Genomic DNA, 20,044 nt, shown 5'->3' on the forward strand with positions numbered 1-20,044 from the left:
TTTGCACGATGTTTCACCCAATGAGTGCTACTGCTACAAACCTCGCCACTCGCATTGATCACACCTTATTACGGCCAGATGCCACGCAAGCCCAAATTGCTCAACTCTGCACCGAAGCTGCCCGTTATCAATTTGCCACCGTCTGCGTACCGCCGTGCTATGTCCGGTTTGCGGCCGAGAAGCTACTCGATACCGGCGTGGCAGTTTGTACGGTAGTTGGCTTTCCATTAGGCTACCAACTCACCAAAGTAAAATTTTTTGAGGCGCACCAAGCCCTCACCGACGGAGCCCGCGAAATTGATATGGTGATGAACGTAGCTGCGTTCAAATCTGGGCAGTTGGAAGAAGTAGAAGAAGAAATCGGACAATTAGCCGAGCTTTGCCACTTTAAAGGGGCTCTCCTAAAAGTGATTATTGAAACGGCTTTACTTTCAGAGGAGGAAATCATCATGGCCTGCGAGCTTTGTGCGGATGCTGGTGCTGACTTCGTCAAAACCTCCACCGGGTTTGCTAGCCGAGGTGCTTCGGAAGCCGATATCAAACTCATGCGTCGTCATTTGCCTGGTCATATCCGTATTAAAGCGGCCGGCGGTATTCGTACGCGTACGGCAGCCCTGATACTGATTGCAGCTGGCGCCGACCGCATTGGGTCGTCGAACAGCGTGGCTCTGTTGGAAGAAAATGAAACACCTGCTCCTTAACGTGTCCCTTATATCTGCGCTACTTGCCCTAGCTTCTTGTGCGGCAACTGCGCCTACCGTTGCTACGACAACCGCGCCCGCCTCAACCGACACTACCCGCAAAGCGCCTTCTTCTTTGCCGGTTGAGGATCTGAGTAAATACCGGCCAACTTTTGGCGGGGCAAAACCAGAAGCTAGTGCTACCGCAGCAGCTACCAAGTCGCGCCCTGTGTTGCCTACAAATCAGGTAAACGCTCAAATAGATCAGCGGCTGCGCGACCAGGCATATACCAACCAGAACGTCAAGTATGCGCAAGGATACCGCATTCTGGCTTACGTGGGCCTAGAACGCGACCAAGCTATGTCTATCCGCCGCGCCATTATCGGGCAGTATCCGGAGGAAACAGATTACGTTACCTTCAAGCAACCCGTTTACCGCTTATGGGTTGGTGATTATTTGACCCGTCTGGAAGCGGAGCAAGCACTACAGCGTATTCGGCCATTGGCTCCTAAAGCCGACTTGCAGCCCGCGCAAATAGTTCTGAATAAAACGGCTTACTAGGCCTTTCGCTTTCTCAGAGAAATATTTAGAGGTAGTCAGCTGCTAATTTTTAGTGGCTGACTATTCGCTTTTATACGGTAGATGTTGATGTTTGCGGGAGGTTCGCCTAGCTAGCACGTAAACTCTAGACCTAGGTAGCTTAAGCAAGAATCACTGTTACCCATTGCTATTCACCGAACGCACAAATCCGTGCAAGGCTGCGCTTTTAAATAAGATGATCGAAACTATCAAACAACTTGCGACTGATAACGCGGCCGATACCGTGGCGTTGCGTCAGTACCTGCACGCTCACCCGGAGCTTTCTTTTCAGGAGTTTGAAACGGCAGCTTTTGTAATGGCACAGCTTCGGCAGCTCGGACTAGACCCGCAGCCTATGGCCACTACTGGTGTGGTAGCCCTCATAGAAGGGCGGAATCCAGGTCGGCGTACCGTGGCGTTGCGCGGTGATATGGATGCGCTGCCTATCACGGAGCAAAACGACGTGCCTTATAAGTCGACGAAACCAGGTGTGATGCACGCTTGTGGCCACGATGTGCATACGTCTTCACTACTGGGCGCGGCCCGCATCCTGACGCAACTGCGCGACCAGTTTGAGGGAACGATAAAGCTCATTTTTCAACCCGGCGAAGAGTTGGTACCGGGCGGCGCTTCCTTGATGATCAAGGAAGGCGTGTTGGAAAACCCCGCTCCCGATAGCGTGCTAGGGCAGCACGTGTTTCCGATGCTGCCAGCCGGACAGATCGGAATTCGCAGCGGCCGCTATATGGCTAGCACCGATGAGTTGTACTTGACGGTACGCGGCAAAGGTGGCCACGGCGCCATGCCCGACCAAAACCTAGACCCTGTGCTGGTAGCCGCGCACATCATTGTGGCGGCGCAGCAGATCGTGAGCCGCCGGGTAAACCCGAAGATCCCGACGGTGTTGTCCTTTGGGAAAGTTATTGCCAATGGCGCTACCAACGTCATTCCGGATGAAGTACGAATTGAGGGGACTTTCCGTGCCCTCGATGAAGCATGGCGCGAAGAAGCTCATGGCATCCTGCGGAAGCTAGTAGAAGGGTTGGCTGAATCGATGGGCGCTACGTGCGAGCTAGAAATTCGGCGGGGTTATCCTTGCCTCGACAACGAGCCCGAACTAACCGCTCGGGTGCGAGCTGCCGCAGAAGAGTATCTAGGTGCCGAAAACGTTATTGAGATAGATCAGTGGATGGCCGCCGAGGATTTTGCTTATTACTCGCAATCGGCTAAGGCCTGCTTCTACCGGCTAGGTACTCGGAGTAGCGACGGGCGTTTTGCTTCTTCCGTGCACACGCCCACGTTCGACATCGACGCCAAAGCCCTGGAAGTAGGACCTGGGTTGATGGCTTGGCTCGCCATTTGTGAGCTGGCCTCGGGTGACTCGACAACTACTCCTGAGACGCTCGCGGCCACCTCGACGGCTGGTGTTCATGCTTAATTCGCTACGCGAAGCCTTCTCTTGGCGATTAGGTGCTACAAGCTTATTGTTAGCCGCCTTGGTGGTAGCTAAGCCAGTTGCGGCTCAAAGTCGGCGTGCGATGAATGGGCTAGAGCTGTGGCCAGAGCTTCAAGTGGAATATGCTTTGCAAGCAGATAGCTACGGGTGGCTAGGTGTTAGCGCCCCGCTTACTACTGCTGCCGGCTCTGGCTTGAAATACGCCGGTCTTCGGGCTGGCTATGAGCACTTCTGGAATACGCAATGGAGTGGGGGTGGCTTGCTGCAAGTTGCCACCTACAATAACTATCGCATTGGCAGCAACGAAAAGCGTTTGAGTGTAGACGTGACGCCGGAGCTGTACGTACGGCACTGGAACACCTTCGGAAGCTTCAATTTTCGGCAACGGCTCGGCGTGGAATACTTCATTCCAGCTGGGGAAGCTGCGAGTCGGGCGTTGGCCCGCCTACGTTTCGACCTCGACCGACTCGTGACAGTAGGCGGGGTGGTACTTAGGCCTCGTGTGGCCTACGAAGGCCGCGCCTTTGTACGCTTGCAACGCGACAGTAACGAAGCCAAAGAGCGGGTAATCGACTACACCACGCTACGCGCGGAACTAGGCGTACGGCTATCCGACCATGTTGATTTCACGCCCTGGTTTGCGCGCCACACTGCTTACGCTTTCACACTACCCCAAACCAATGCTACGGGCCAGGTTACAATCCCAGGTGGCCGTCGCAACTTTGTTACTCCTTACCTCGGCTTAGATGTCCGCTATACCTTCTTCCGCGGCCAGGAAGCCTTTGAGCGGCGCCAGTTACCAACGCAACATTAAGACAATATAGCCAGGCGGAGCACCGCTGAAGACCTTTGCAAAACGACCTAGTTTCTGGAATAATTTCTTTCAGGAACTAGGTCGTTTTTCCGTACCCATTAGCCTTACAGCGCAACAGCATTCCAGCTTAGACCTGGACCTAGGTAAGAGGTGGTTTAGTGTACTAGGCATAAGATTGCAAAGACACATTGTGTATTGATTGTGACAAAAGGTCATATATGATAATTAGATAGGTAGTGCTTTTAAAAGCTGCTGAGTGTCATTTTGTATAGTTTGTTATATGTTCGACGAACAGCTCTATCTCTTATTAAAGACTTTTTGTCATAAATTTGGGGTGCAAAATGCCTTGGTATAGATTTTATAGAGTAGAGGTGTATCGGAAACGATAACACATACTTCAGACTCTAAATAAGACTTGTTTTCCATGGCAACTCTCTTGTATAACAACCGTCCTGCTCTCCGCCCTTCGCGCGCTTTCAACTCAGTACTAAACGAACTGCTACGCGACACGCTTCCGGCCGCGAATCAGCCCGCTAAAAGCTTTGTACCCCAGGCCGATATCCTCGAATCGGAGCACGGGTTTGAACTGCACCTAGCCGTACCCGGCGTCGTAAAGGAAGACGTGAAGATCGACTTTCAGGAAGGCAACCTCGTTATCAGCGGTGAGCGCAAAGCTCCGGCTGCCGAGGAAAATGCTCCGAAGTTCCGTCGCGTTGAAACGGCTTATGGTACATTCACCCGCACGTTCCGCTTGCCCGACACGGTTGATGTGACGGCTATTGACGCGCAACTCGCCGATGGTATCCTGCGTGTAACGCTGCCTTTCGACGGCAACAAAGTGACTAAGCACCACATCGAAGTGCGCTAACTTTTAGTTGCAAAAAAAGGCACCGGTCGCGGTGCCTTTTTTGTTGAAGTGTTTGTTAGGAATATATAGTTTGCAACCGAATACCAAGAGAAAGGCTCTTAGCGTTTGAGGGCGTAGTTCATTGGACGCTCACGATTTCTGTTGTAACTTCCTTTATCAACTTTTAAAACAAACAACTCATTTCTTACCCATGCAAGCAAAACAAATGATGCTCGGTCTGCTCACTTCTGCCGTACTCGGTGGCGGTGTGGCCGTGGGTGGGTACAAGCTGTTGGAGCCGGAGCGCACCTACGCGCCCCAGGCCGTAGCTGCCGACCCGAACGTACGATATACCAGCGAGCTGCGCAGTAGTGCGTACAACGTCCCGGAAGGCCTGAACTTCGTGGCGGCGGCTTCTTCCGTGACGCCTGCCGTTGTGCACGTAATGACCGAGTACGCTCCAAAAGCTAACCAGAGCGATATGTCGCGTATGGACCCGTTCCTGCGCCAGTTCTTTGGTGATGGTGCAGAGCAGTTCCATGGTCAGTCGGGTCCCCAAATGGGCTCGGGCTCGGGTGTTGTTATTGCCGCCAATGGCTACATCGTAACCAACAACCACGTTATTGATAAAGCCGATAAAATCGAGGTCGTGCTCGACGACAAGCGTAAGTTCAAAGCTACGCTCGTAGGCGCCGACCCCAATACCGACCTAGCATTGCTGAAAGTAGAGGCTGACAACCTGCCTTTCGTGAAGTACGGCAACTCTGACGACGTGAAAGTAGGGCAGTGGGTACTCGCTGTGGGTAACCCTTTCAACTTGAACTCAACGGTAACAGCTGGTATCATTTCGGCCAAAGGCCGTAATATCAATATCCTGCGCCGTGAGGACAATATGGGTATTGAGTCGTTCTTGCAAACGGATGCCGTGGTAAACCCCGGTAACTCGGGTGGCGCGTTGGTTAACCTCAACGGTGACCTGATCGGCATTAATTCGGCTATTGCTTCGCACTCCGGCGCCTTCGAGGGGTATTCTTTCGCCGTACCTAGCTCCATCGTGAGCAAAGTAGTGGATGACTTGCTTAAGTACAAAGTAGTGCAACGGGCACTGCTAGGCGTAAGCATCCGCGAAGTGGATGCGCAGTTGGCTTCGGAGAAAAAGATCAAGAACCTGAACGGCGTGTACGTGATGGGGCTGACCAAGGGCAGTGCCGCCGCAGCAGCTGGCTTGAAAGAAGGCGACGTTATCACCGAAATCAATGGCGCGAAAGTGAACACTTCCTCGCAGCTGCAAGAGCAAGTAGCGCGCTACCGCCCTGGCGACAAGATTAAAGTAACGTACCTACGCGGCGATAATCTCAGCACGGCTTCGGCTACGCTGCGAAATTCTACTGGCACCACGGACATCGTCCGGGAGCTAGCGGCTACTACGCTGAAGTACGAGGGTGCTACCCTAGCTCCAGTAAACCGCTTAGAAATGAATAAGCTAGGTATTGAAGGTGGCGCCAAGATCAGTGGCATCAAAGGCAGTAACTTCCGTGAAACGGGTATTGCCGATGGCTTCATTATCACCCGCATCGATAAAAACAAAGTAGGTAAGCCGCAAGACGTGGCCGCGTACTTAGACCAAGCCAAAGAAAGCGGCGGTGCGCTCGTGGAAGGTGTATATCCCGATGGCCGCAAAGCATTCTACCCAATCGGGCAAGCAGAGTAAGCTAGCCTCTCTTAAATTGAAAAGCCTCGCCAACAACTGGCGAGGCTTTTTTGTGGGGTAGTGTGAGCGAAAAAGGAGAAAATCTAAGCCAACAACCACTGCATCGCGGAGCCTTCGTCGCCGAAAAGCCGCATACGGTACGTTCTTTCGTTCGACAGGCCGTAGCTGAGATATTCTTGCTGCACGGGGTTGGACTCGTATACAGCCATGCGGGCGGGCGAGCAGAGCACAGAGATGCGGAGCTGCTGGGGAAACAATTGCGCCGCGGCCTGGGGGTAGAAAACGCTGGTAGTCCAGCTGCCTAGCTCAGGGCTGAGCTGATCGCGGCGTCGCACGTCTAGAAGCCATCGAGCCGTGGCATGCTGCTCCGACTCGCGCAGCAACGCGGTGAAATCGGCTTGGAGTTGCACAAGGGGAGCGTCTTCCAGCCAGCGCGCGACAATCACCCCTAGGTCGGGCCGATAGATGATGGAGCAAGTGCTAGTCGACATGGGAAGAGTGGGTGAGAGAGAGTAGGGCAGCGACATAAGCAACCGGAACAAAGTGGACTTTCGTGAGAATCGGGTGGTTCGCCACCGCGGCTGCGCGGGCTAGGGCGGTAAGCCTAAGCTACGGAATTTGCAAAAAGAATACCACCGTGCCGCGCCACATCGACCATTGCCATCTGCGCCACGCACAAACCTGAAAACCAGTGAAGCCCACACTCAGGGCCGCATCCCTGCAAAACGAAAGAAAGCTAGCTTCGACTTACAATTCTGGCTGTCTTTTTGCCTAGTATGGCTTTCCTGCACTGCCTATTTGCACACATTGATTTTTTGCCTCTTTATCCTTCCCTCGCTAAGGACGTCATTAGTAAAACAAGCGGAGATGGAACAGTAGGATGCTAGCTAAGCGACCTGGCTAGGGCCCCAAAAAGAAGAACGAGTTCGGGGCTAATCCCGAACTCGTTCTTCTTTTTGGGGCCCTTTGGTTAAACAAGTTTTGCTCTTTCTTGAGCTGGGTACCGCGCTAGAACAATTGTAGCCCTAGTATCCTTGTTGCTAGGTATCTCTTGCTGCTCTGTTACCTTGCTGGCAATGTTGCGCCTTCTGCTGATTCTGTTGTTGCTCGCGCCTGCTGGGCCGGCTGCTGCCTATTCTGTGCTTACCCATCAAGCCGTCATCGACTCGACCTGGGAAACGTGCCTTGTGCCGCTGCTGGAACGGCACTACTCTGGCGCGACCCTTGCGCAACTAGATGAAGCCAAGAGCTATGCGTATGGGGGTGCCATCATCCAAGATATGGGTTACTACCCGCTGGGGGCAGAGTTCTTCACCGATCTAACTCACTACGCACGAGCGGGCGACTTTGTGCACAACCTGCTCACGCAGGCTCGCAATCGGAATGAGTATGCATTTGCCCTTGGAGCCTTATCGCACTACGCCGCCGACAACATTGGACATCCGCAGGGGACCAACCTAATTATGCCCACGGTTTACCCTAGCCTGCGCGCCAAGTACGGCTCTGTGGTAACGTATGAGCAGGCGCCACATCGGCATACAGAGCTGGAGTTCTCCTTTGATGTAGTGCAAGTCGCGGCGGGACATTACCGGACGCAGGAATACCATAAGTTCATAGGCTTTCGGGTAAGCAAGCCGGTACTAGAGCGGGCCTTTCAGCAAACATATGGGCTGGAGCTAGGGCAGGTGTTGTTTAATATCGACGTAGGAGTAGCCTCATTTCGCTTTGCTGTCAATCAGTTGTTGCCGGCTGCGGCCAGGGCAGCTTGGCATAGCCAGCGCAAGAAAATCCGGCAAGTGAGTCCACGGGCGCGGCGCCGAGAGTACTTGTACAAAACCAACAAGCACAAGTTTGAGAAGGAGTTCGGAACCGCGTACGAGAAGCCCGGCTTTGGCGCCCGGCTGATGGCTAAGGTTCTCAACCTGCTACCTAAGATTGGGCCACTCAAAACGTACGCCTTCAAGTTGCCTAGCGCCGAGGGAGAGGCCGTATTCCGGAAAAGCTACCGCGCCGTATTGGCTAGCTACTGTGCCCTCACTAGTCAGCAGCCCCTCGACACAACGGCCGCCGTGCCATCGGTACCGAATACCAGCCTGGACACTGGCCAACCCACGCGTCCTGCCAGCTACGGCCTTGCCGACGAGACCTATGCGGAGTGGCTCCGCGAGTTGCATCAGCATCACTTCCGAGATGTACCCGCCGCGGCAAAACAGCATCTGCTGGCTTATTACGCGCATGGTATTCCGGCCGCTACACCGGAAGAAGAGGAAGAAGATGACCGGCGGGAAACCCGCAAAGAGCACCGCGAAACAGAGGAAGCTCTGACGGCGCTACGGACACTAGCGCGTTGAAAGTAGGCACCGCTATTTTGCTAGCTTTGTTAAGGAAGCATGGTACAAATTACCTAGTCTTTCGATGGTCTAGGTTTCCGACCAGCCGCTGTTTATAGTGTCTGGGCGACCTAGCCTGCTTAACTAACCGCAGCCGGCAACCAAGCAGATGTGTAGGGCATCGGACCAGCAAACGACTCGTACAAAACACCTCATTCAGTATTTTATGAAACAAGCCCTCGAAGAAGCCATTGCCACTGGCGCCGCGCCCGCTCCAGAAGATCCGCACGGCATCCAGACGATTTTGCAGGAGCTAGGGGTGCTACCCGATAACCCCGCCTATAGCACCGGGCTAGCCTGGGGTGGCGAGGCTAACGAAAAAATCCGCTCCATCCATTCGCCCGCCGACGGGAAGCGTATTGCCGCAGTCCGTTTCGCGACGGCTGAGAATTATGAGCAGGTGGTAAAAACGGCGCAGGCCGCCTTTCAAACTTGGCGCCTTGTGCCCGCCCCCAAGCGCGGCGACATCGTGCGGCAGATCGGCAACAAGTTACGCCACTACAAAGAGCCACTAGGTAAGCTAGTGAGCTACGAGATGGGCAAGATCATGCAGGAAGGCCTAGGTGAAGTGCAGGAAATGATCGACATCTGCGACTTTGCGGTGGGACTTTCGCGTCAGCTGCATGGCTTCACTATGCATTCGGAACGACCCGCGCACCGCATGTATGATCAGTACCATCCCTTAGGTGTTGTAGGCATTATTTCCGCCTTCAACTTCCCCGTGGCGGTGTGGAGCTGGAATGCCATGCTAGCCGCCGTGTGTGGCGACGTGAGCATCTGGAAACCATCGGAGAAAACGCCGCTGGTAGCGGTGGCCGTGCAACACATTGTGCAGGAAGTACTCAACGAAAATGAGCTACCGGAGGGCGTCTTCAACTTAATCGTTGGCGACGCCGAAATCGGACAGTTGCTGGCCGCTGATGCTAGGGTGCCGTTGGTATCGGCTACGGGCAGCACGCGTATGGGCAAGCAAGTAGGGCAGGTCGTAGCGGCCAGGCTAGGCAAGGCTTTGCTGGAGCTAGGTGGCAACAACGCCATCATCCTCACTGAGCACGCCGACCTGGATATGGCAATGCGCGCCGTTGTATTTGGGGCGGTGGGTACGGCAGGGCAGCGCTGCACTACCACGCGCCGCCTCATCATCCACGATTCTATTTTTGAAGAAGTAAAGCAACGTCTGCTCGGCATTTATCCCAAGCTGCCCATTGGCCACCCCTTACAGGACGGTACGCTGGTCGGCCCACTCATTGATCAGCAGGCGGTAGATGGCTTTACGAAAGCTCTGGCGCAGGTACAGCAGGAGGGAGGAACGCTCTTGACCGGCGGCGAGGTGCTGACGGGTGAGGCGTACCCAACGGGCACCTACGTGACGCCCGCTTTGGTCGAGGCCGAAAACCACTACGCCACCGTGCAGGAAGAAACCTTCGCCCCGATTCTCTATCTCATCCGCTACAGTGGCGACGTAGAAGCAGCCATTGCCTTGCAGAACGGCGTGCGCCAAGGGCTTTCGTCCTCGATCTTCACCTTGAACATGCGTGAAGCCGAGGCTTTCCTGGCCGCCACTGGCTCCGACTGTGGTATTGCCAACGTGAACATCGGTACAAGCGGCGCCGAAATCGGTGGAGCTTTTGGGGGGGAGAAGGAAACCGGCGGCGGCCGCGAGTCCGGCTCCGATGCCTGGAAGGTCTACATGCGCCGGCAGACGAACACCATCAACTACTCCCGCGAATTGCCGCTGGCGCAAGGCATCAAGTTCGACGTGTAGCCACTGACCTTCTTCCTTGGTTTGAGAGCAACGAAAAGCCCGACTGGTATCACACCAGCCGGGCTTTCTAGTTAGGTTACTTTCAATGACCAAATGATAGTCTTAACAGGAACTATCTTTATTGGGAAAGCTAGAGATGCATCCCTAGTTTTCCTGGCCTTTCTGCTTCGTTAAAAGGGTGTGAGCTATACTCTTATCGCCCCCAACCTTTATGGTTGAACTTTGCTTTAAACGTCATATTTACCGCGAACGGCTTTGTTGTCTATAGCTCGCGTAGAACTACTTAAATCTTAGAAGTTTCTGTGCGCACTTTCTTCTCACTCAGCCGCCTTGGCTTATTTTGTGTGTTGCCAGCCGGATGGTTGCGTATGGGCTACCCGGGTTTAACCTGGTATTATGCCCCTTCCCTGATTGGTCGCCCTGTCGCAGATTAGGTTGGAGCATTTTGGGCGACAGGCTTAGCTGAATTCTTTTATTACTACTGGGCCTATTTACCCGGATTTTGTATTTACCACTTAGTAGCGTGCTATTACCTCTTGGAGGGTAGGTTTTCACGAAACCGCGCAATAGTATTAGGTCTAATAATAGGCGCCATATGGTATGGATTGGCAGGGGCAATCATTGACCCAAGGCAACGAACTGACCACATGAAATACTTAGCACTTATGTACAGCCTGGTTGGGGCGCTATTCGGTGGGCTCTATTACTGGTGGCACCTTGACAGATCAAATAAAATAGCCTCCTAGAACGTGGCAGAGCCTAATGGCTTGAGCGGAATAGAAGTTAGAGATCAGGCAACAAGAAAGAACACAATAGCTTAATGTAGAACTGGTGCAACCCTAGCCTCACCTTCCTGTCTTTCTCCCGCTTACCTACCAGGATTAGCAGCTTAGCCGAGAAAAGTTGATATTTACCCTATCTGCTCTCGATTAAACGCAACCTAACAAGGACATATGGAGGCTTTCGCGTACACTGACATTAATGCTCCGCTCGTGGAGCGCTGCCGCCTCGGCGACCGCCGCGCGCAGGCCGAAATATATAAGCGCTACGCCAAAGCCATGTTTAATGCCTCGCTGCGCATCACCGGCGACTACGCCGAGGCCGAAGACGTGCTACAGGAGTCATTTCTAAGTGCTTTCCGGGAACTGCATGGCTATAAAGGCGATTCGTCGTTTGGTAGCTGGCTGAAGCGGATTGTCATTAATAAAAGCATCAATTGCTTGCGCAACCGGCGCCTGCAACTCGTGCCGCTCGCCGACCAGCACGATGGCGCTAGCCCAGACCTAACCGACGACCTAGGGGTAGAAGGGGAAAGCCTCGCCTGGCGGGCCGACGTAGTGCGGCGTTGCGTGCAAGAACTACCAGATGGCTATCGGGTAGTTCTGTCACTGTATTTGCTAGAGGGCTACGACCACGCCGAAATAGCTAGCATTCTGAATATCACGGAGTCAACTTCTAAATCACAGTATAGTCGGGCTCGCAAGAAACTCTTGGAGCTAGCCCGCCTGCGCGGATTGTAAAACCCAACACAATCAGCAGCTTATGGCGGCCGCCTATCGCCCACCCGGCGAATATGACGAGAAGCGGTCAGCCCTGGGGAGAAACGTGCGTATAACCACCTGTATGAACGAGAATAAAGACGAACTAGAGGCATTTATCGAGCATCATCGAGCTGACTTCGATGCGTTCGAGCCCCGCCCCGACCTCTGGGACGACATTGAGCGCGAAATGGCTACTACAGTTGATTCAACTGCGGAAGAATCCCCGTTGCGTATCATCAAGCTAGCTCCCGACGAACCTAGCCAACCTACCAAGTCCTACCAAAAGTATCGTTTGGCCGCAGTGCTAGCGCTGATGTTGCTAGCAAGCGGCGGGTACTTTTGGAAGCAAACCAACAAACCAGCAGCCTTTACCTGGGCGACCACCAAAGCGTCACCACTGGTAGCAGCGGTTGGTAGCGAAGCCGCCACCGCGGCGCCTGCTTACCTGCACGCACTCCCCGATGCCATGCCTGCCACGAATGCACCCGCCCAGCGTTTGTCGCAAGCTGTGGCGCGCATGGAAGGGTATTATGCTGCCCAAATTGCAGAGCGCGAAACAGAGCTAGCGCAGCTAGACAGCGAAATACACAACGCCCCCGCGGGCTGGCAACACGAGCTAACGAGCCTTGACTCAACTTACCGGCAGCTACGCGTGGAGCTATACCGCAATCCGGAGCCAGATGTGGTGCTAGAGGCGATGAATCGTAACCTGCAGATTCGACTTGATATTCTGAAGCAACAATTGCGGACGCGTGAGCAGATTCAGGCTTACCATGCCTCGTCGCCCATGCTGGCCGCCGATAGTCATCGCATGCCATGATAACGCGCCTACTCTTAGCAGGCGGCCGGTCAAGGGCTTGTCTGACTATACTCGTGCTAGCTACCGCCGCAAGCCTGCATAGCCATGAGGCAAAGGCCGCTGCCGACAGCCCCGCGCTGCCCCTAACGGCCAAAGCTATTATGCAAGGGCAACAAGGTGGCCCCACCGAAGCCTCACAGAAAGCGCAGCAAGGATCCGCTACCAATGAGCAAGGCACGCAAGGGGAACAAGGTGAGCAAGGCGACGCTACTGCGTTGACGAGCGAGAAAAGCCGGAAGCTGAGCCGGACGTTTGCCGTGAGTGCCAACCAGCCGTACGTACTCGAAACGCGCTACGGCCGGGTGCAGATCAACGTCTGGAACCGGAATGAAATCCGCACAGACGCAGAAATTATCACGCACGCCGATACGGACCAGAAAGCGCAACAGCTGCAAGACATGATTGATGTGCAGATGGTGCGTAATGAGGCCACTTCTGGCGGCGTGACGGTGCGCTCGAAGTTCGGGGCCATGCCACACGAGTGCTGGAGTCGGCGGCGGCTGTACGAGGTAAATTACACGGTTTGGTTGCCCAAGAATACTCCGCTGAAGGTGACGAACACCTTCGGGGAAATCAGCATCAGCAGCGACTTAACGGGCACGACTGAGCTAGCCGTTGAGTATGGTGCACTGCGTACCGGTCGTCTCGAAGGCGCGCAGAATGTGTTGCGTGTGAGCAACGGGCAAGCGGCGGTACCCTTCGCGCGCCGGGCTAGCATCGAAGCATCCTACTCCAAACTACGGCTCACCGAAGCCGTCACGGTCGAGTTGCGCAACAACTACTCAGATATCGACATGGGGACGGTGCAAGACCTGACGGTACATAGCAAGTACGGCGACGTGGCACTAGGCACGGTGCGTAATCTGCGCGGCAGCTCAGGCTTTTCTACTTTCAGCATCGACAAAATCAGCGACCGGCTGGATATGAAGGTGCAGTATTGTCCTTCCTTTGAAGTGCGCAACACGGGTAAAAACTTCCGCCAAATCAACCTCGACGGTGGCTACAGCACCATCATGCTCAACTTCCCAGATGGCGCCGGCTTCAACTTCGACGTGAATACCGACCACGGCAAGCTGCTAGTAGACAAGAAGCTAATTCAGGTGCAATCAGAAGAAAGCAGCGCCTCTTCCAGCGATATGCAAGGCCGATTTGGTGGCGTGCTGGCCAAAAATGCCGGTAACGTCAACATCAAAGTCCGTTACGGCAACGTGCGCTTCAACCGGTAAGAAAAGCTCAACGATTTTTGGAATGTGCCGGTCGGGTGGTTGGATGAGCCATTCGGCCGGCACGTTTGCTTGACCTAGGTCGCTTCCCTTCGCGCTAAATTTCTGGCCGTCTCGTGCACGCTTATTTATTCCTATCTATTCTGGGGCTAGGTAGCCTAGCAGCACCCGCCACTTTTGCTCAGCACAAAATGCCTGCATCGCCCACTGCGCCAGTCGCCCTTTCATCGCCCATGCGCACTTATGCGCTGCGGCTGCGGCCCGGCGACGACCTGCGACAACAGCTGACCGCTTTCACGCAGCAGCACCGCATCAAAGCGGCGGCTATCGTCACCTGTGTAGGCAGTCTGACGACGACAGCGTTGCGACTGGCAAATCAAGAAGGACCAACGGTGTACCAAGGGCATTTCGAGATTGTGTCGTTGGTCGGCACGTTGTCGGTCAATGGTAGTCATTTGCACCTGTCCGTGTCCGATTCGACGGGGCGAACATTGGGCGGCCATTTGCTAGATGGCAACCGCGTTTATACCACCGCCGAATTAGTGATTGGCGTGCTGGAGGAGCTAGAATTCCGCCGCGAAACCGACCCTGTATCGACGTACCAAGAGCTAAGCATTTACCCCGCACCCAGCACCCCAAAGCCACGAAAAGCTTCACCGAAAAAGCCCTAACTTCAACGGGCGTCTTCTACCTAGCTTTTCTACAATGACCCCTACTGGCCCGGTACCCCTAGCTTCGACCGATACGCCACCCATGGTGGCCTTTCGGCGCAGCATTCTCAACCCGCTGAAGCTGCGGCTTTTTATGCTACGTCGCTTACCAATGGCCTACCTGGCCGGGTTGCGCGTGCAGCGTTTTACGGCGCATGAAGCTAGCGTGACTGTGCCTTTTAAGTACCTCACCCAAAACCCGTTTCGTAGCATCTACTTTGCCTGCTTAGCGATGGCTGCCGAGCTGGCTAGTGGCGTGCAAGCTCTCATGCACGTCAGTAGTGGCCCGCCCATGTCGATGCTGGTAACCGGCATGGAGGCGACGTTCAAAAAGAAAGCCGTAGGGCTGATTACGTTCACGTGCCCCGATGGCGCTAGCATTGGGCAGGCCGTAGCAGAAAGTCGCGCCACGGGCGAAGGACGCACGGTGGTAGCCACTAGCACGGGCCTTGACGCTGCGGGCGAGGTAGTAGCCGTATTCCGCATCACGTGGTCGTTTCGGGCCCGCTAGCACGTCTAGCTGATCACAGGCAAGTTGTTCGGTACAGACCTAGGTCCGGGACACATTGGGTATTCGAAAACGAAAAAGGGACAGTCGCTGTGACTGTCCCTTTTGTAATACTAGTAGGCGGTGTGCTTACTTCATGAAGTTGGAAGCGATGGCAAGTACAGTAGCCATGTCGAGCGGCTCGTCGAACGCTTCAGATGCTTGCGCGGCGGTTACGAACGAACCAGTTAGCTCAACGCCAGCTTGCGTTGTGTTGGCTTCGCTGGGGTACATAGCGGCTGGAGTGCCTGCGCCGTAGATAGCAGCCGTGATGGTGGGAGCAGGGCCACCACCGTCGTTGCCCGAAATCCAGCTCTTCGGAGCCGACTGAGGCGAGCCAGCCACCGATTGTGGACCACCACGGCGCATAGTGCGCAAGTGCGACGCGTGCCGAGCTTCTACTGAGTGGATGTTCAGGGCTGCTTCCAGTACCGTGTTATTGCTGATGAGCAGGGGAGCGCCCCCTTTGTAAGCGCGCACGCCCGTGTCTTCAAAGCTTTGGGCTAGGGCTAGGAATGTATTGCGGTTGGTGAATACATCGGGCAGTAGGGCAGCGCGCGTGCCGCCTTTCGAGCCGGTGTAGTCGAAATTATTGGCCGTGAGAGGCGCAATAGCATCATTGCCAAGAACGCTGCGCAGGAATTTTACGTGGTTGTACTCGTCAACGGTGATGGTAATAACCTGGGCGCGGTCATCACTCGTCAACAAGCCCGGACGGTTTACGCCTTCGTTGTAGAAGATGGCTTCCAGGTACTCCAGCTTCAGTGCAAAGTTGAGCACATCTTTGATTTGCTGGCTCAAGCCCGACGATTGGCCGTAGGCTTTCTGGAACATGGAGCCCATGGCCAGCGGCACAGCGGCAGTAGCTAGCTTTTTGCCAAAGCCTGCAAAGTGCTTGAACATGGCGCGGCGCTGATCGAGACGCTCGTAAACCTCCGGGTCTACTTTCTCGATTTCAGCGATGATGTTGAGAATATTCATGGGGTATGTGTGTTTACAATAGGAGAATGGGGAAACGCAACGCTATTCAGTGGGTAAGTTGCTGACGTTCAGCTTCGACCCTTTCTTGAGGTAGTTGTTAGCAACAGCGACTACCTGGGTGGGCGTCTTCGACATCTCAAGACCCGTGTTGAAGTCTACTACATCGGGTCCAACGAACGTACCGTTGCTGAGTAAATCGCGGATAAGAGCCGCGTGACGTGCTTCTACCGACACAATTTTGCCGGCCAAGCCTAGGTACACAGGGTTGGAAATAAGCTTACCAGCACCGTTGTAAGCAGCTACCCCTAGGTCTTCAAAGGCCTTGGCAGCACCTAGCACGCTTGCGCGGTTAGCGAAGTCAATGGTCGTGAAGTCGGGTTCTAGGTCACGGATGGGCGTACCACCGTTTGCCTTGATAGCCGTCTTCAGGAAGTCGCGGTGAATCCGCTCGTGTGCTTCTAGGTCTCCCAAGATCTGACGCTCTGCGGCGCTAGCGCCGTTGTAGTAAGTGCTGGTAATCACCTTGGCGTAGAAAGCAGCTTCGAGTTGCTCGAGGGCATAAGCGAAGTTCAGCACCCCAAAATCACCGCTGCCGACGTTTACCTCTAGCAGGCTCGCTGGTACGTTCGGGTTGTTGAAGATCTCATCGAGGATGTCGTCGCAGCCCGTTAGGGCGAGGCCACCGACAGCTACACCAGCGCCAGCCGTGTAGCGTAAAAAAGTGCGCCGTTGCAGAGGCGTGTTCGAGCCCTTTTCAGGATCTGCAACAACAGGTTTTTTGGACAGAAGTTTCGACATATTTTTTTGAACTAAAACGTGAAAGAATACTTGGTCACAACGATACGGAATTAGTTGAGTGTCAGATTGCCTTCTCATCAAAATACGTATTAATACGTATTTAAAACGTTTGCAGAATGCGATATATTAATGCTGATAGGATTTTATAAGTATACAATTTGGCTTTTTAGTTAATGTTACTCTTCCGGTAATTTTCCGGTAACCTAGCCTCCTTGTTTCACCTGTTTGTAGCTCAACAGCCGATCGGTTATTTGTGAGCTAGCTTCCGCCGCTCAGTTGAGCGCGCAAGCAGAGCTAAGAACAAAATGCATCTGCCCGCAGAAACACAAAAAAACACCAGCTTCCACAACGCCCCCGTTGTAGGAGAGTCGTTGTGAAAACTGGTGCTCAGCTAGGCTGGAGGCAGCGCTAGGAAGCCGTTGAAGCTAGCTTCGTTAGCCTACTATTATAGTATCGGGTCTTGCTCTTCCTTGGTAATGACATCAACTAGACCGTCTTCGCTCACCACAATGGCCATGCACGGGTAAGGAGAGCTTTCTACGTAGCGAATGGCTGAGTTGTAGCGGGCACCACGTGTGCTGCTACCACGGCCGCGCGTGGTGGCTTTGCCGTCCAGAATAACGCCAATGGAATAGCAATACGCATCGGGGTCGATGAGTACGGCGCCATCAATGGCCGTTACTAGGCGCGTAATGAGCGGTGTGAGTGGTACAGGCTCGATGAGCGTACATTGCAATTTAAGGCGGTCGGCTTCGGCCAGTGCTTCCGTAGTGACTACCAGCAGCGTGCCGTGCTTTTGCCGGCTAGCTTCCACTACTACTTCCCACAGGCGTTCTACTTTCACGTGGTCGAATAGGCCAAAAACGCGTTTCAGGTCTTTGCGGAAGCGAGTCCGGTTCAGGCGCACGCGGGGCAGGCTTGGTAGGCCGTAGCTGGCGCGCATAAGCACCTTCCCGTCGTGCTGAAGCTCCCAAGCGTAATGATTGATGAAATTCACGACAAACAAATCTTCCCGATGTATGTCGTAAGTGCCCACCAGTCGCCCTAGGGCATACACGTTTTCTCCATCGGCCAGCAGGCTAATGTCGCTGGTTGTCATTTCCAGGAGTTTCCGCACAGCCCGGTAATCGGTGAGCGGCGTGGGGCAAGTGAGGGCAAATACCTCTTCCAGGTTTGGGTGCCGCCGTTGCGCAAGCAGTAGTTTGCCGACGCCTTCGGCTCCTTCGTAGCGCAACGACGAGATGGTGTTGCACGTGTCGAAGAGGCGGGCCGCGTTCGGGTTAACATTCAGGGCCTGCGCCGGCGTGTCCATCAGAATACGACCAGCGGCGCGGAGTAACTCGTCGTTTTCGCGTGGCCGTTCCATCATGCTAGCTCCTGGTTCGGGCTCCGACAAGGCTTTGCCGCACTCCTCGCTGAAGCGCAGAATAGCCGAGACCAGCAGCGACGAAGCAAGCGGCCGACCATTGAGATAGTAGCGGTTGGGCTGTAGGGCCGGATAAGTTCGCAAAGCCCGCCGGTTGACCTGCAATACCGTCACGACATAGTAAGAGCCAATTTCCACAGGCCAACCGGCGAAAGACTGCCGTTTGCCGGTGGGGGTGTCCAGTGCGTCGAGGGCTTCCTGCACGGCCATGCGCAAGCTGCGGCCGTGCCGCTTCCGCCGGAGCACGTTTTCGCTGAGTATCTCCTGGTCGCCATTGAGCCAAATATCAATCTGTTGCAAGCTGTTGCTACGCGCTATTACCGTTCCGAAGCTGGCGAAGTCAAGGCCACAATCGGCGGGCTCTAGGCACACGGGCAAAACCGGCAGGTTCTCCTGTTCAACGGGAATACCGATTAGAATAACAGATGGATCTAGCTCGTCGTCGAGCGTGTCAAAGAGGTCTTGTGCCAGCAAATGAACAGCTTGCCGGAACCGCGCTTGGTTGGGCCAGATGGTTGAGGCAGCTAGGGACGCCGGGAGCTGAGGTGCCACCGGCGGGGCAGCTAGAAGTGGGAGGGGAGTAAGCATAAGGAAGGCAGGAAGCTAGCTAGGATAACGTGTCAAACGCAGCCAAACAGGCCTGCGATGCCCGCCGGATGAGAGTGCCGTTACCTGCTGCGAAGTTACCTTGTAATTACCCCTAATGAGTTGATGATAGTGCTGCGCAGCTGAGTCGTGGAGGGCACCCAAACGACGGGGTACACTATAACAGACGAATAGCAGCCCTGGTTACTTTAGCTTACAGCTGAAAAACGATGGGCAGCACCATTTTTTGTCGTAAAGGCTGGCCTTTGTAGCTGGCCGGATTCCATTTGGGAGCCGCTTTGATCAGGCGTAGGGCCTCTTCGTCGCAGCCTGAACCAAGTCGTTTTACCAGCTTGGTATCGGTGAGGGAACCATCTTTTTGAATGATGAACTCCACCATCACCCGACCTTCTACTTTGCGTTGGCGGGCCAAAGCGGGGTAGCGCAAGTTCTCTTGAACCCAGGCAAAGAACGCGTCGGTGCCGCCTACTGGCCGGGCTGGCGCATCGGGCGTGATGGTCTGGGTGCCGGAGCCAGCCGCCGCACCAGCCGAGCTAGGTTCCGAGCCTGCCGGAATCTGGAAGGCAACCGGGATGGTCACCCGTTGGCGCACCTTTTCGCTGTGGTTTTGCGCGGGTATCCACTGGGGGCCACCTTTTATCAAGCGAATAGCCTCGGCGTCGAGGGCAGGTGCGAGGGGTTGCGGCACGGCCACGTTGGATACCACACCCGTTTTCTCGACCACGAACGTCACGTTCACGGTGCCTTGCAGGCCTTGTTGCAAGGCGGTTGTGGGATACTGCTGGTTGTCGGCTAGGTACTGGCCATACGCCTCCACGCCACCAACCGGCACAGCTGGCTTTTCTACGTTGTCATAAATCTCACTGGCCTTGGGGTCCTTGGGATACTTCAGCTTTTGCTGAGCATGGCTGGAAAGAGTGGCCGTAGTAAGCAGAGCGGCAAGCAGCAAGCGGGAAAAGGAAGTCATAGAGAGAAGCGTGTGGGAATAGGGGTAAGCGGCGTCAACCATCAGCGTACGGGTGGCTGGCAACTCAGCGGCTAGTTCAGGTGTGGAATAACAAACACATTTCCGCTATCAAAATTCAGGCGAGGGTTGAAGAAAAGAAGCGC

At 54.7% G+C, this 20,044-nt stretch carries 18 protein-coding genes; 13 read left to right on the forward strand and 5 right to left on the reverse strand.

Annotation, left to right across the window (positions count from 1 at the left end; all coding sequences use genetic code 11):
* Positions 1–8: 8 nt before the first annotated feature.
* The 6 genes from deoC to BXP70_RS04220 all read left to right on the forward strand — a co-directional run bounded on the left by deoC (position 9) and on the right by BXP70_RS04220 (position 6,088).
* Positions 9–701, forward strand: a complete 693-nt coding sequence (deoC, locus tag BXP70_RS04195; protein ID WP_245849490.1) for a deoxyribose-phosphate aldolase — start codon at positions 9–11, stop codon at positions 699–701.
* A 1-nt stretch (position 702) separates the two neighbouring features.
* Entirely contained in the window at positions 703–1,242 is a 540-nt protein-coding gene (locus BXP70_RS04200) for a sporulation protein (RefSeq protein WP_143436364.1), read from the forward strand.
* Between the two features lie 214 nt (positions 1,243–1,456).
* On the forward strand, positions 1,457–2,698 hold the full coding sequence (locus tag BXP70_RS04205) for a M20 metallopeptidase family protein (protein ID WP_086592778.1): 1,242 nt from the start codon (positions 1,457–1,459) through the stop codon (positions 2,696–2,698).
* Positions 2,691–3,530: a hypothetical protein gene (locus BXP70_RS04210; protein WP_086592779.1), complete on the forward strand. Its 840-nt coding sequence runs from the start codon at positions 2,691–2,693 to the stop codon at positions 3,528–3,530. Before BXP70_RS04205 ends, BXP70_RS04210 begins: the two co-directional genes overlap by 8 nt.
* Before the next feature lie 424 nt (positions 3,531–3,954).
* Positions 3,955–4,398, forward strand: coding sequence for an Hsp20/alpha crystallin family protein (locus tag BXP70_RS04215; protein ID WP_086592780.1), 444 nt, complete (start codon positions 3,955–3,957; stop codon positions 4,396–4,398).
* Between the two features lie 190 nt (positions 4,399–4,588).
* Entirely contained in the window at positions 4,589–6,088 is a 1,500-nt protein-coding gene (locus tag BXP70_RS04220; RefSeq protein WP_245849493.1) for a Do family serine endopeptidase, read from the forward strand.
* Between the two features lie 83 nt (positions 6,089–6,171).
* Here the strand turns inward: BXP70_RS04220 and BXP70_RS04225 are convergent, their stop codons facing one another.
* Positions 6,172–6,579 (reverse strand): hypothetical protein, encoded by a 408-nt coding sequence (locus tag BXP70_RS04225; RefSeq protein WP_086592781.1) that lies wholly within the window; start codon positions 6,577–6,579, stop codon positions 6,172–6,174.
* Between the two features lie 585 nt (positions 6,580–7,164).
* Between BXP70_RS04225 and BXP70_RS04230 the strand changes: the two genes are divergently transcribed.
* The 7 genes from BXP70_RS04230 (at position 7,165) to BXP70_RS04260 (ending at position 15,087) form a co-directional block, all read left to right on the forward strand.
* Positions 7,165–8,439, forward strand: a complete 1,275-nt coding sequence (locus BXP70_RS04230) for a zinc dependent phospholipase C family protein (protein ID WP_086592782.1) — start codon at positions 7,165–7,167, stop codon at positions 8,437–8,439.
* Between the two features lie 205 nt (positions 8,440–8,644).
* The gene (gene amaB / locus BXP70_RS04235) at positions 8,645–10,243 is read left to right on the forward strand and encodes an L-piperidine-6-carboxylate dehydrogenase (protein WP_086592783.1); all 1,599 of its coding nucleotides are present in this window, start codon (positions 8,645–8,647) and stop codon (positions 10,241–10,243) included.
* Positions 10,244–11,196: 953 nt separating this feature from the next.
* Complete coding sequence (locus BXP70_RS04240) at positions 11,197–11,763, forward strand: RNA polymerase sigma factor (RefSeq protein ID WP_086592784.1); 567 nt, start codon at positions 11,197–11,199, stop codon at positions 11,761–11,763.
* 103 nt (positions 11,764–11,866) lie between these two features.
* Entirely contained in the window at positions 11,867–12,604 is a 738-nt protein-coding gene (locus BXP70_RS04245; RefSeq protein WP_086592785.1) for a hypothetical protein, read from the forward strand.
* A 53-nt stretch (positions 12,605–12,657) separates the two neighbouring features.
* Entirely contained in the window at positions 12,658–13,869 is a 1,212-nt protein-coding gene (locus BXP70_RS04250; RefSeq protein WP_086592786.1) for a hypothetical protein, read from the forward strand.
* 113 nt (positions 13,870–13,982) lie between these two features.
* Positions 13,983–14,537 (forward strand): PPC domain-containing DNA-binding protein, encoded by a 555-nt coding sequence (locus BXP70_RS04255; protein WP_317044449.1) that lies wholly within the window; start codon positions 13,983–13,985, stop codon positions 14,535–14,537.
* A 34-nt stretch (positions 14,538–14,571) separates the two neighbouring features.
* Positions 14,572–15,087, forward strand: coding sequence for a DUF4442 domain-containing protein (locus BXP70_RS04260; protein WP_245849495.1), 516 nt, complete (start codon positions 14,572–14,574; stop codon positions 15,085–15,087).
* Between the two features lie 126 nt (positions 15,088–15,213).
* Here BXP70_RS04260 and BXP70_RS04265 read toward each other — a convergent pair whose 3' ends face one another.
* The 4 genes from BXP70_RS04265 to BXP70_RS04280 all read right to left on the reverse strand — a co-directional run bounded on the left by BXP70_RS04265 (position 15,214) and on the right by BXP70_RS04280 (position 19,901).
* Positions 15,214–16,104, reverse strand: a complete 891-nt coding sequence (locus BXP70_RS04265) for a ferritin-like domain-containing protein (protein ID WP_086592788.1) — start codon at positions 16,102–16,104, stop codon at positions 15,214–15,216.
* A gap of 42 nt (positions 16,105–16,146) precedes the next feature.
* Positions 16,147–16,902, reverse strand: coding sequence for a ferritin-like domain-containing protein (locus BXP70_RS04270; protein WP_086592789.1), 756 nt, complete (start codon positions 16,900–16,902; stop codon positions 16,147–16,149).
* A 445-nt stretch (positions 16,903–17,347) separates the two neighbouring features.
* The gene (locus BXP70_RS04275) at positions 17,348–18,916 is read right to left on the reverse strand and encodes a DNA integrity scanning protein DisA nucleotide-binding domain protein (protein WP_086592790.1); all 1,569 of its coding nucleotides are present in this window, start codon (positions 18,914–18,916) and stop codon (positions 17,348–17,350) included.
* 211 nt (positions 18,917–19,127) lie between these two features.
* Positions 19,128–19,901, reverse strand: coding sequence for an energy transducer TonB (locus tag BXP70_RS04280; RefSeq protein ID WP_179197581.1), 774 nt, complete (start codon positions 19,899–19,901; stop codon positions 19,128–19,130).
* Positions 19,902–20,044: the final 143 nt, after the last annotated feature.

It is taken from the genome of Hymenobacter crusticola (genome assembly GCF_002154225.1).
Lineage (GTDB): Bacteria > Bacteroidota > Bacteroidia > Cytophagales > Hymenobacteraceae > Hymenobacter > Hymenobacter crusticola.